This window comes from Actinomycetes bacterium, from assembly GCA_036000965.1.
Taxonomy (GTDB): Bacteria; Actinomycetota; CALGFH01; order CALGFH01; family CALGFH01; genus DASYUT01.
In genome coordinates this window covers 1-11,767 of sequence record DASYUT010000081.1, presented here as the reverse complement: position 1 = coordinate 11,767, position 11,767 = coordinate 1, and the positions used below count along the sequence as shown (strand labels likewise).

Here is an 11,767-nt window from a genome sequence, read left to right as displayed (position 1 = left end):
GTGTCGCTCCCGGGCATGGGCGGACCGGCTGCTGGTGTGGCCGGGCAGGAGCCGTCCCGCCGGAGGCTGGGCAGCCGCAGCGGCCGCCGCAGCGCTGTGGGGATCCTGGGCGGTGGCACCGTCGCGATGGTCAGCGACTGGACTGGTGCGGCCGACCGCGCGGCCGACGGCCGGTCCTCGGCCACATCCAGCAGCCGCCCGGCCACCGCCAGCCCACTGAGCCCCGCCAGGACCGTCAGTGCCAGCCCCCACCTGCGCCAACCCATCAGGCCGCCTCCTCCCGACACGCGCTGCCGGTGGCATCCACATCATGCGCCAGCGGGCATCGGGATGTCGGGCGGCGTCGCGCGGGGCTTCCGGACGGCCGGGAGCGCTTGAGGGTTGAGGCTGGTCTTGGGATGCCCGGCCATGACCAGCCTCGTGGACCGGCTCCTGGCCTGATGAACTCCAGCGGACCGCGATGATGCAACGCCCGTGAAGGCGGCCTCTGTCGCGGTCGAGCTCGGCGCGATCCTGGGCACGGCCGGCAGCTGCCCGGCGGTGAGCTTTCGCTGCTGTAGCGGTGGTTCAGGCGCCGCCTGGTTGCACCAGGCCGGACTCGTAGGCGAGGACGACGGCCTGCACGCGGTCACGAAGGCCGAGCTTCATCAGTAGGTTCCCGACGTGGGTCTTCACCGTCGCCTCACCCAGGATCAGCTCGGCGGCGATTTCGGCGTTGGACAGGCCGCGCGCGAGCAGCTTGAGGACGTCGAGCTCCCGGGCAGTGAGCCCGGCCAGCCGGCTGGGCGGGCCAGAGCGCGGTACGGGTCGGCGCACGAACTCCTCGATCAGCCGGCGGGTGATCGAGGGCGCCAGGAGCGCCTCGCCGCCCGCGACTACGTGGATCGCGGCGATGAGCTGTTCGGGTGGGGAGTCTTTCAGCAGGAAGCCGCTCGCGCCGGCGGTGAGGGCGTCGAACACGTACTCGTCGAGGTCGAAGGTGGTCAGGATCACCACGCGGGTCCTGGTCGGCCCGTCGAGCAGGCGACGGGTCGCCTCCAGCCCGTCGAGCCTGGGCATGCGGATGTCCATCAAGACGACGTCGGGTTGCAGGCGCTGTGTCAGCGCGACGGCCTCGAGGCCGTCGGCGGCCTCGGCCACCACGCGGAGGCCCTGTTCGGACTCGAGGAGCTTGCGGAAGCCGGCGCGGACCAGCGCCTGGTCGTCGGCGATCAGCACGCCGATGGTCATGCGGGCACCGGCTCGAAGCGCAGGCGGGCGTGTAGTCGGTAGCCGCCGCCGTCGCGCCGGCCCGCCTCCAGGACCCCTCCGTAGAGCGCGACGCGCTCGCGCATGCCGACCAGGCCGTGACCGGCGGCGGCGGCCGCCGGGCCGCGGCCGTCGTCGCTGACCTCAAGCTCGAGTTCGCCCGTGCGGTAGCAGACGACCACCTCGGCGTGGCTCGCGCGGGCGTGCTTGAGGACGTTCGTCAGGGCTTCCTGGACGATCCGGTAGGCCGAGAGGTCCACGCCGGGGGGCAGCGGCACCGGCTCGCCCTCCGTCCGCAGCTCCACCGCCAGACCGGCCTCGCGCACCTGCTCGACGAGCTCGTCGAGGTGCTCGAGGGTCGGCTGGGGTCGCAGCGCCGGCCGATCGTCGGTCTTGCGGATGACGCCGAGCAGGCGGCGCAGTTCTACTAGGGCCTGCCGGCCGGTGTGCTCGATGGAGCCCAGCACCTCCCTGGTTGCGGCGTGCTCCTCACCCAGCACGCGACGCTCCGCGGCCGCCTGCACCACGATCACGCTCAGGCTGTGGGCGATCACGTCGTGGAGTTCGCGGGCGATCCGCGCGCGCTCGTCGGTGACCGCGCTGCGCGCCTTGGCCTCCTGGTCGCGCTCGAGCCGGGAGGCGCGGTCCTCGAGCGCGGCGGCGAGCTCCTGGCGGCGCCGCAGCGCCCGGCCCAGGGTCCACGCCAGGGCGTACAGCAGCCAGGCGTAGACGTCGTTGGGGACCGAGCCGGCCAGCAGCGCCGGCGCGTCGATCGCCAGGATGGCCGCAGCTGCCATGGCAGCCCCGATGGCGGCTTGCCGCCGGTCCGCATAGGCGGCGACCGAGTAGATCGCGATGAGGAAGGGCAGGAACGGGTCAGGGTGTCTCTGGCCGGCAAGGTCGTAGAGCGCGTAGAACCCGGCCACCGTCGCGCCCAGGACAATCGCGAGCACGGGCAGGGGCGCGCGCCGGCGCCAGCCGAGCGGCACAGCCATCAGCAGAAACAGGACTGCGTTCGCCATGCGCGAGCCCTGGAGGTGCAGGTCGAAGGGCTGGACCCAGATCTGGTACTCGGCACCCGCAGTCAGGACGAGGACGATCAGCCAGTCGATCGCCGGCCCCGTCCATCGTGGAAACCGCAAGCGCCGCATGCGCTGAGCCTAGCGAGCGTGCCCGTCGCCCACATCCGCATTGTGGGCGGTTCCCGGCCGCCTGGCTCCACCATGAGGCGGAACCGGCGTGGCGAAAAGTCCCCCTTTGCGGTGGAGGCTGCTTCAGCACCCCGGCGGAAGACGTCGAGCCGCGCCCGCTCTAGCCTGCCCTCAACCGAGAAGTCGAAATCCAGCGAGGAGCCGCTTGTGTCCAAGCAACGATTCCAGCGATGTTCGTCTCCTGGTGCGGGGTCGACCAGCAGGGCGCGCGGACGCAGCCCCAGGAGGCTGGGGACGCTGGCCTGTAGCGCTGGGCTGGCGCTGCTGGTCCTGGTCGCTCCAGCGGCGAGCCTTGCGAGCGCAGACGTGGAGACGATCCATTTCGGCGGGACCCTCAGCCAGCCAAACGTCAACCCCTGCACCGGTGCGCCCGGGACGTTCACGGTCACCTTCAAGGGCGTGTCCCACACCACTACCAACCCCGACGGGACCTTGCACCACACGGCCACGGTCAACGGCGACCTCAGGTTCACCCCCGATGACCCCGACCAGCCGTCCTATACCGGCAAGTTCACCGCCTGGGACGCCCAGAACGGCACCCGGCAGACGATCACCCTCAGCGCGGCCTTCCACGACCGGCTCACCGGCTCGGACGGCTCGAGGATCCGCGACCGTGGAGTGGTCCACATGACGCTGAACGCCAATGGCACGGTCACCGTCGACTTCGACCGGTTCGTGCTCGAGTGCTGAGACCCCAAGACCCCGACCCAAAGGTGATCCTGGCGAGGCCGAGAGAGCTTCAACAGCCAACGGTTCAGCGGAGGCCGCGAGAGCCTCAACAGACAACGGTTCAGCGCATGGTTCCTGGAAGGAGTGGTGAGGTTGATCCGCAAACCCAGAACGCTGCTGCTGGTGGCGGCCGTCGGGGCGGTGGTGTTCGGTGGCGGCCGGCGCACTCGGTTACTAGCCTGGGCTTTCCAGCCGCGGGTTGCGCAGGTCGAAGTAGCGCAGGTCGGTCATCAGGCTGGAGAACTCAGCGAAGTTCGGGTCGGACTCGACCGGCTGCTCCCGCTCGAACCGCCGCGCCTCCTCCTCGGAGGTGAAGTAGACCGTCTGGGTGAAGTCGCCCGGCCGGTCGGCGTGCTCGGCCACGGTCATGCCGAGAATGTGCGGGGCCTGCTCGGCCATCTCCGCCTCCTGGGCGCGACCGAGCGCGGCCAGGCGCTCCATGTCCGGGCTGTGGCCCTGGATGACCTGGACGAAGCCGGCCTCGTCTGACCCGCCCTCCTTGTAGGTGTGCACCCGGGTGGAGTCGTGGAAGGCGACCTCGGCCAGATGCTCGGCCAGCTGGTTCCACCAGGTGCCCTGCTCGGGGCGGTCGCTGTTGCGGCGGGCCAGCTCCTCGGACGCAAACCGGACCACGGCGATGAAGCGGCCGTCGTCGGTGACGCCTGAGGTGGAGCCGAGCCAGCCGTCGGCACCCCGTTGAAGGTCAGCCTTCCAGCGGTCCAGCTCGGCACGGATGCCGTCGGGGTTGGTGGCTTGGCCCTGGATGACCTGAATGAACACGCTGCCTCCTTGGCGATGGCCGACAACCGATCGGCCAAACTGTAGCCGCAGGCTGAGTCTAGTCAAGCGACAAGGCAGGCGAACCGGACAGGCCACATGAATGCTGAGCGGGCGAGAACTCGAGGCTGGCCAACCGCAGCCGCCAGATCCGTAGCCTGACGATCAACGCAAGGGCCCTGGCGATCGTCCACACCGCCATCTACGACGCCTGGGCGGGCTACGACCGCGCGGGTCAGAGGGCCTGTGCCGAACACCTGGTCCAACAATCCTTCACCGGTGGATCCGTTCGCAGCTGAGTGGTGTCTTGCACCGCGCTGGGTGCTGCTGTGGCGCTGCGAGTCGGCGGGCGAGCTCGGCGTCGAGCAGGCTGGCGCCGACGAGGGGGCTGAGGGTCGGGTCGGCCAGGACGTGCTCGGTGGGGCCGACTGCCAGCAGGCGGCCCTGGTCCAGGACGGCGGTGCGCTGGGCCAGTGCTGCGGCCTCGCGACGGTCGTGGGTGACCAGCAGCGCGGCGACCTGATGGTCGGCGAGCAGCTCGCGCAGGTCCAGGACGAGCTGGCCGCGGGTGGGCTCGTCGAGCGCGGCGAACGGCTCGTCCAGCAGTAGGAGGCGGGGGGCGGTGGCCAACGCCCGGGCCAGGCTGACACGCTGGCCCTCGCCGACCGACAGCAGCCGCCCGGGCCGGCCGGCAAGGTGGGCGATGCCGAGACGGTCCAGCCACGGCGCTGCCCGCCGCTGCGCCTCCCGCCGGCCCACGCCGCGGAACCGCAGGCCGAGCCCGGCGTTGTCGGCGACGGTGCCGCGGCGCAGCAGCGGGCGCTGCAGCACCGCGGCGGTGGCCCGGCGCAGCGCGTCCTCCCGCGCCGGCTGGCCGTCGAGCAGCAGCTGCCCCGTGTCGGGGCGCAGGAGCAGCCCGGCCACACGCAGCAGCGTCGACTTGCCCGCGCCGTTGGGGCCAAGCACCGCCAGGGTCTCGCCGGTGTGGAGCGTGAGGCCCGGCACGTCGAGGATGGCGCAGTCGCGGGCGCGGACGACCACGCCGCGGAGCTCGAGCAGCGCGGTCATCGGCTGGTGGGGCGGCCGTGGAGTTGGACGAGGGTGAGCGCGAGACTGACCACGAACGTCAGCCCCAGCAGGACCACCCCGAAGGCGAGGGCGAGGTCGAAGTTGCCCTTGGAGGTCTCCAGCACCGCGGCGGTGGTCAGCACGCGGGTCTGGCCGCGCAGGTTGCCACCCACCATCAGCGCGGCGCCGGCCTCGGAGATGGCCGCGCCGAAGCCAGCCATGGCCGCGGCCAGCAGCGGCAGCCGCGCCTCCCGCGCCACCTCCCACAGCGACCGCAGCCGGCTGGCGCCCAGGCCGCGCAGCTGCAGGCGGAACTCCTCGTCGACTTGCCCCAGCGCGGCCGCGCTCAGCGCCACCACCAGCGGCAGCGCGATCACCGCCTGGGCCAGGGTCATGGCGGTGGGGGTGTAGAGCAGGCCCAGGGCGCCCAGCGGGCCGCTGCGCCACAGCAGGATCGTCACCACCAGGCCGACCACGACGGGGGGCATGCCCATGCCGGTGTTGACCAAGGCGAGCAGCAGCCGGCGTCCCGGGAAGCGGCCGAAAGCGATGGCCATGCCCAGCGGCAGCCCGACCACGAGCGCGCAGGCGGTGGCCGACAGCGACACCCGCAGCGACAGCAGCAGCACCTCGAGGGTGTAGGGGTCGCCGTGGGTGAGCAGCCGGACGGCGCTGCCGATCGCCTCGCGGAGCAGCTCCATGCCCGGGTCAGGCCGCCGCGGCCAGGTCGGCCTCGCGCTTGCCTGCGTCGGGGACGAACAGCGGCCGGCCGTGGGTGGCCACGCCGAACTCGGCGATCATGCCTTGTGCCCGCTTCCCGGCGAGCCAGTTGGCGAAGGCCAGGCCGCCGTCCTGGTTGACGCGCTGGCCAGCGGCCCTGGTGATGGGGATGACGTGGTAGACGTTGCGCAGCGCCGGGTCGCCCTCGAACACGACCTTCAGGCCGCTGCCGGCCTGGGTGCGGGTGGCCAGGTAGGTGCCCCGGTCGGCGATGGTGTAGGCGCGCTGCTCGGCGGCGATCTGGATGGTGGCGCCCATCCCCTGGCCCGACTCCTGGTACCAGCGCCCGCCCGGCGTGATGCCGGCCCGCTGCCACAGCTTCAGCTCCAGGGTGTGGGTGCCCGACTGGTCGCCGCGGGAGATGAACGGCGCGGCGCCGCTGGCGATCGCGCGCATGGCCCCCACGACGCCGCGGGTCTTGGCCACCCCGGCCGGGTCGTTCGCGGGGCCGATGACCACGAAGTCGTTGTGCATCACCAGCAGCCGGCCGCCGGTGACCCCGCTGGCGACCAGCTGCTGCTCGGCGGCGGGCGAGTGGGCGAGCACGACGTCGGCCTCGCCGCGGCGGCCCAGCTCGATGGCCTGGCCGCTGCCGACCGCGATGGTCTTCACCCGGTGCCCGGTCTCGGCCTGGAAGGCGGGCACGAGCACGTCGAGCAGCCCCGAGTCCTGCGTGCTGGTCGTGGTCGCCAGGATCACCTCACTCCCGCGGGCCGGCCCGCTGCCGGCCGCGGCACCCCTGCCGGCCGGCGACCCGCCGCCGCAGGCCGCGAGTCCGCAGGCCAGGGCCACGAGTGCCGCCGCCGCGACCCACCACCGGGTCATGCGCCCTGCTCCACTCGCGCCACCAAGCCGACCACCTGCTTGTCCAAGGCTGTCTGAGACAGTCATCATAGCGCCCGCCATGCAGCGGTATCGAGACGTCACCCAAGACCTGGCGGAGCGCATCGCGTCCGGACAGTTAGGCCCTGGCGTGCCCCTGCCGGCGGTGCGCACCCTCGCCGCCCGCTACGGTGTCGCCCCCGCCACGGTCGGCCGCGCCCTACAGGCGCTTGCCCGCGCCAGCGTCGTGGTCACCAGCCCCCGCCAGGGCGCCATCGTCGCCCCCGATGGGGCACACCAGGCCGCGCGGCTGCTGCACGGTGGCCAGGCCCTCCGGCTGGCCGGCAGCGACGACCCCGCCCTGGCAAGGCTGCTGGCGGCCACTCGCGGCGCCGTGGAGCAGGTCCACGCCCCCGGCAGCATGGGCGGGCTCACCGCGCTCTGGCAGCGCACCGCCGACGCCGCCGCCCTGCACCTCCAGCACGCCGACGGCACCTATAACGACCCGTTCGCCGCCCGGATGCTTGCCGGCCGCGGCCCCGTGCTGGTCCGGCTCTGGCGCCGCGAGCAAGGCATCGTCCTCAGACCCGACGACGCCGAATCCATTCGGGGCCTCAGCGACCTGCCCGGCCGCATCGTCGCGCTGCGCCCACCCGGCACCGGAACCCGCGTGCTGCTCCAACGGCTCCTCCGCCACCACGGCCTGGACCCTGCGACCATCGGCGGGCCCGAAGCCGCCACGCACCTGGACGTCGCTCTCACCGTCGCCGCGGGGGCGGCCGACGCCGGCGTGGCCGTGCGCAGCGCCGCCACCATCCTCAACCTGACCTTCCTCCCCCTGGCTTGGGAACCCTTCGACCTCGCGCTACCAGCCGATGCGCTGCCCGCAGCCGACCCCGTCCGCGCGGCGCTCACCGACCCAACCGTGCAAGCCGACATCCTTCGGCTCGGCGGCTACGACCTCGAACAAAGCGGTGCGCTCCGGCGAGCCCGGTGACACCGCTCACCCTGACGAACTCGACGTCGAGGGGCAGGATGAACACGTGAGGTGATCGCATGGGTGAGCCTGAGCTGCTGCTGTTGGTGCTCATGGTGGCCGTGGGGGGACTGAGCGTCCTGGCTGGCGTGGTCCGTGTGCCCTACCCGATCCTGCTCGTCCTGGGCGGCCTGGTGCTCGGGTTCGTGCCCGGTGTGCCGCGTGCGGTGTTGCCGCCCGACCTGGTCCTGGTGCTGTTCCTGCCCCCGTTGCTGTACCAGGCGGCGTTCTTCTCGTCACCGCGCGACCTGCGGGCCGACACGCGCGTGATCACGCTGCTGGCGGTCGGGCTGGTGCTGGCGACCATGAGCGCCGTCGCCGCGGTCGCGCACACGCTGGTCGGCGGGCTGCCGTGGGCGGCGGCGTTCGCGCTGGGCGCGATCGTGTCGCCGACCGACCCGCTGGCCGCCACCGCCATCGCCCGCCGCCTGGGCGTGCCACGCCGCCTGGTCACGGTGCTGGAGGGTGAGAGCCTGGTCAACGACGCGACCGCGCTGGTCGCCTACCGCCTGGCGGTGGGCGCCGTGGTGGCTGGGAGCTTCACGCTGTGGGCGGCGGGCGTGCGGTTCGTGGCCGGCGCGGTCGGTGGCGTGGCGATCGGGCTGGCGGTGGGGTGGCTGCTCGCCGAGGCCCGCCGCCGGATCGAGGACCCGGTGGTCGAGATCGTGCTGTCGGTGGTGACCGGCTACGCCGCCTACCTGCCCGCCGACCGGCTGGGCGCCTCGGGGGTCCTGGCCGCGGTGACCGCCGGCCTGTACGTGGGCTGGCGCGCCCCCGAGCTGGCGTCGCCGGCCACGCGGCTGCTGGGGTTCTCATTCTGGGAGGTGCTGGTCTACCTGCTGAACGCGGTCCTGTTCGTGCTGGTCGGCCTGCAGCTCCGCCCCATCCTCAGCGGCGTCAGCGGGTACTCGGCCGCGGTCCTGCTCGGCCAGGCGGCGCTGGTCCGCGAGCTGCTCGAGGCGCAGCGGCGTGAGATCGTACGGCTCCGCAACCAGGGCGCGATCAGCAGCGAGGTGATGCACCGCATCGAGCGCGACCTCGACCTGGAAGACTCCCGCCTCGAGATCTAGGGCCCGACTTCCAGCCCTTTGCTAGCGAGCCGGTCAGGTATCCGGATTGGGTAGATGCTCCCTCCAGAAGGCGCCTGATGGCGTGTGCCGAGCATGACAGATCAGGCCCAGCCCAGCGCCCGCGCGCCGATGCCGATGAGCGCAGAGACTCCCAGGACGATCAGCGGGTTCCAGTGCAGCAGCTGGGCCATGGCGAGCGCGGCGGCAAACACCACCAGGCTGACCCAGCCGGTCAGGGTGGCCCGGCCGATGCTGATGGTGGCGGCGAAGATCAGCCCCACCGAGGCGACCGTCAGGCCACGGGTGAACGCCGGGATCAGGCGGACGCCCCTGAGCCGCTCATACCCCCACAGCAGCGGCAGCATCAGGTAGCCGGGCAGCATGATCGCGGCGGTACAGGCCAGCGCCCCGACCAGGCCGTGGAGCATGTAGCCGATGGCGGCGACGTAGGTGTTGGCCTGCCCCGGGGTCACCCGGGCGACGGTGAACGCGTACAGCAGCTGGTCGGTGCTCAGCACGCCGCGGCGGTCGACCAGGTCGGCTTGGAGCAGGGGGACCATGACCGGGCCGTTGCCGAAGGTCATGGCGTTGTAGGTGAACACCGTCACGCACAGCGCAAGCAGGCTCATGAGCTCGCCTCCCGCCGGCCGAACAGGACCATGCCTGCGGCGCCGCCGGCCAGCAGCAGCACGACCGGGTTCAGGCCGAACACGGCGGCGCCCAGGAACGCGGCCGTGGCCAGCAGCAGCTCCCGCGAGGGCCGGAAGACGTCGCGGCCGAGCCGCACGCCGGCCACCACGATGAACGCCAGCGCGGCCGGCAGGATCGTCACCGGCAGCAGGTCCAGCAGCCATCCATGCTGCTGCAAGAGGCCGTAGGCGGCGGTGAGCGCGACGGTGATCACCAGGGCGGGCAGCACCAGCCCGCACAATGCGATGGCGGTGCCGATCGGGCCGGCGAACCGGTAGCCGTAGGCCACGGCCAGGGCGGTCATCGTCCCGCTGGGGACGATGCGGCCAAGGCCGTACAGCCGCAGGAACTCCTCGCGGTCGATCGCCCGGCGCAGGGTGACCAGCTCCTGCTCCAGCACCGCCAGGATGCCAAGGCCGCCGCCGAAGGCGAGCCCGGCTTTGAGGAAGATCCCAAACAACGCCCGCCTGGTGATCGGCCCGCCGGGCGGGCCTGGTCGGGGGGTTGGCCCGCCGTCGGGGTGGTCGCCGGCCACGGTCAGGCACCTGGCCCGGCAGCGGAGTGGTCGCCTTGGCTGGTGGTGGCGGCGCCCGGGGGCAGGCCGGGCGGCACCACGACATAGGGCCGCATCATGTCGTGGTCTTCGTGTTCGAGCAGGTGGCAGTGGTACATGTAGCGGCCGGTGAAGCCGTCGAAGCGGGCGCTGATCGCCACCAGCTCCCCCGGGTTGACCCGGACGGTGTCCTTCCAGCCGGTCTCGTTGTCGTCGACCGTGCCAGGAGCGGTGAAGGTGGCGGTCGCGGCGGTGTCGGTGGCGCCGTCGAAGCCGTGGCTGTCGTAGCGGTCCCGGCCGAGCAGCCGGAACTGCACCAGGTGCACGTGGAAGGGGTGGGTGTCCTCGGTCAGGTTGAGGACCTTCCACACCTCGGTGGCGCCGAGCTCGACGAACCAGGTGGCGGCGTCGTTGAAACGGGTGGCGACGGTCCGGTAGCGGGTGCTGGCGCCCTGCTCGTCGGTGATGGTGACCAGCGGCGCACCCGGGATGCCAGTGCCGCTGCGGGTGGGCTCGAGTTCGTTGAGGGTCAGCAGGCTCGCCCCGTCGACCTCGCGCTCGACCAGCGCGACGACCCGCTCGACCTGCCCGGCCGGGAGCTGGTCGTCGGTCAGGCGCTGCAACGACGACAGCACGTCGGGCAGGGTGAACGGGTCGTCGACCGGCACCTCGCCGACGCGGAACTCGAGCACCTCGGGATGGGTGAGCTTGTGGGCCGGGTCGGGGTCGGGCTGGCCCGGCGGCAGGGCTGCCGGAGCGCCGTCGAACGGGGAGGCGGCGGTGTTGACCACGGTGAGCCGCTGGCCGGCGAAGCCACGGAAGTCGGCGAGCAGGTCGGCCCGCTCGGCCGGGGCGAGCACCAGCCCGTCGGCGGGCAGCTCGACCGGCCGGTCCAGCAGCCCCCCGTCGGTGCCGATCTGGCGCAGCAGGCCGGCCACCGGCTGGCCACGCTCGTCCAGCACCACCAGCCGGTAGGTGCGGGCGTTGGCGCCGTTTGCCAGCCGCAGCCGGTACTGCCGCGGCTCGACCTCCTGGTGGGGCCAGATCCCCCCGTTCACCACGGTGAAGGGGCCGAAGAACTCCATCACGCCATCCTCGACCTTGTGCAGCAGCCGCCCGGTCAGCGCCCCGTCGGGGTCGGTGTCCAGGTTGCGGTCCTGCAGCAGCAGCGGCAGCTCATACGGGCCGCTCGGCAGGCCCAGCCGGTCCTCCTCGTCGTCGCGGATCACATACAGCCCGGCCAGCCCGGCGAACACGTTCAGCCGGGTGATCCCCATGGCGTGGTCGTGGTACCACAGCAGGCAGGCGCGCTGGTCGTTGGCGTAGCCGTACCAGGCGGACTGGCCGGGCAGGACGGCGTTCTCGGTCCAGCCGTCGCTGTAGGCCGGCGTCCGGCCGCCGTGCAGGTGCACCACCGTCCAGGCCGGCACCGCCGCCGGGTCATACAGCGCCCGGCCGCCACTGCGCCCTGGCTCGTGCTGGGTGGTGTCGGGCGCGACCACCGCGGTGACCGGGTGCGGTCCGGTCAGCTCGTTGGTCCACTGGACCACCAGCGGCTGTCCGCGGCGCACCTCGATCGTGGGTCCCGGCCAGGAGCCCTCGTAGGTCCACAGCTCGGTCGCTGGCAGCTGCGAGTGCAGCCGCACCGCCGCGCGACGCATCCGCATCCGCAGCCACGACCAGCCGGATGCGTCTTGGGACCGTTCAGGGCGCCACACCGGCGGCAGCCGCAACGGGTCGTGGAACTTCGTCAGCATCCGGGCGGCCGATGCCCCGGCCGCCG

Annotated in this window: 13 protein-coding genes; 3 read left to right on the top strand and 10 right to left on the bottom strand. The window is 72.6% G+C overall.

The annotated features are described in order from the left end of the window. The 3 genes from VG276_06690 to VG276_06680 form a co-directional block, all read right to left on the bottom strand. Nucleotides 1-266: hypothetical protein (locus VG276_06690; protein HEV8649090.1), on the bottom strand; the 266-nt coding region annotated here is incomplete at its 3' end. A gap of 301 nt (nt 267-567) precedes the next feature. Further along, entirely contained in the window at nt 568-1,230 is a 663-nt protein-coding gene (locus VG276_06685; GenBank protein HEV8649089.1) for a response regulator transcription factor, read from the bottom strand. Then, entirely contained in the window at nt 1,227-2,399 is a 1,173-nt protein-coding gene (locus VG276_06680) for a histidine kinase (protein ID HEV8649088.1), read from the bottom strand. The genes VG276_06685 and VG276_06680 overlap by 4 nt, the downstream gene beginning before the upstream one ends. A 366-nt stretch (nt 2,400-2,765) precedes the next feature. Between VG276_06680 and VG276_06675 the strand changes: the two genes are divergently transcribed. Continuing rightward, complete coding sequence (locus VG276_06675) at nt 2,766-3,149, top strand: hypothetical protein (GenBank protein ID HEV8649087.1); 384 nt, start codon at nt 2,766-2,768, stop codon at nt 3,147-3,149. Nucleotides 3,150-3,362: 213 nt separating this feature from the next. Here the strand turns inward: VG276_06675 and VG276_06670 are convergent, their stop codons facing one another. From VG276_06670 to VG276_06655, 4 genes are all read right to left on the bottom strand, one after another. Next, entirely contained in the window at nt 3,363-3,968 is a 606-nt protein-coding gene (locus VG276_06670; GenBank protein HEV8649086.1) for a hypothetical protein, read from the bottom strand. Nucleotides 3,969-4,238: 270 nt separating this feature from the next. Further along, on the bottom strand, nt 4,239-5,033 hold the full coding sequence (locus VG276_06665) for an ATP-binding cassette domain-containing protein (protein HEV8649085.1): 795 nt from the start codon (nt 5,031-5,033) through the stop codon (nt 4,239-4,241). After that, complete coding sequence (locus VG276_06660) at nt 5,030-5,734, bottom strand: ABC transporter permease (GenBank protein ID HEV8649084.1); 705 nt, start codon at nt 5,732-5,734, stop codon at nt 5,030-5,032. The genes VG276_06665 and VG276_06660 overlap by 4 nt, the downstream gene beginning before the upstream one ends. A gap of 7 nt (nt 5,735-5,741) precedes the next feature. After that, a complete protein-coding gene (locus tag VG276_06655) occupies nt 5,742-6,638 on the bottom strand; it encodes a substrate-binding domain-containing protein (GenBank protein HEV8649083.1) in 897 nt (298 codons plus the stop codon). Between VG276_06655 and VG276_06650 the strand changes: the two genes are divergently transcribed. Next, complete coding sequence (locus VG276_06650; protein ID HEV8649082.1) at nt 6,637-7,632, top strand: substrate-binding domain-containing protein; 996 nt, start codon at nt 6,637-6,639, stop codon at nt 7,630-7,632. The two genes, VG276_06655 and VG276_06650, sit on opposite strands and share 2 nt — an antisense overlap. Nucleotides 7,633-7,691: 59 nt before the next feature. Next, complete coding sequence (locus tag VG276_06645; GenBank protein ID HEV8649081.1) at nt 7,692-8,741, top strand: cation:proton antiporter; 1,050 nt, start codon at nt 7,692-7,694, stop codon at nt 8,739-8,741. A gap of 101 nt (nt 8,742-8,842) precedes the next feature. Here VG276_06645 and VG276_06640 read toward each other — a convergent pair whose 3' ends face one another. From VG276_06640 to VG276_06630, 3 genes are all read right to left on the bottom strand, one after another. Continuing rightward, the gene (locus VG276_06640) at nt 8,843-9,370 is read right to left on the bottom strand and encodes a chromate transporter (GenBank protein HEV8649080.1); all 528 of its coding nucleotides are present in this window, start codon (nt 9,368-9,370) and stop codon (nt 8,843-8,845) included. Further along, nucleotides 9,367-9,966, bottom strand: coding sequence for a chromate transporter (locus VG276_06635; GenBank protein ID HEV8649079.1), 600 nt, complete (start codon nt 9,964-9,966; stop codon nt 9,367-9,369). The genes VG276_06640 and VG276_06635 overlap by 4 nt, the downstream gene beginning before the upstream one ends. Before the next feature lie 2 nt (nt 9,967-9,968). Then, nucleotides 9,969-11,767 (bottom strand): multicopper oxidase family protein (locus VG276_06630; GenBank protein HEV8649078.1); only part of this gene is annotated, 1,799 nt, incomplete at its 5' end.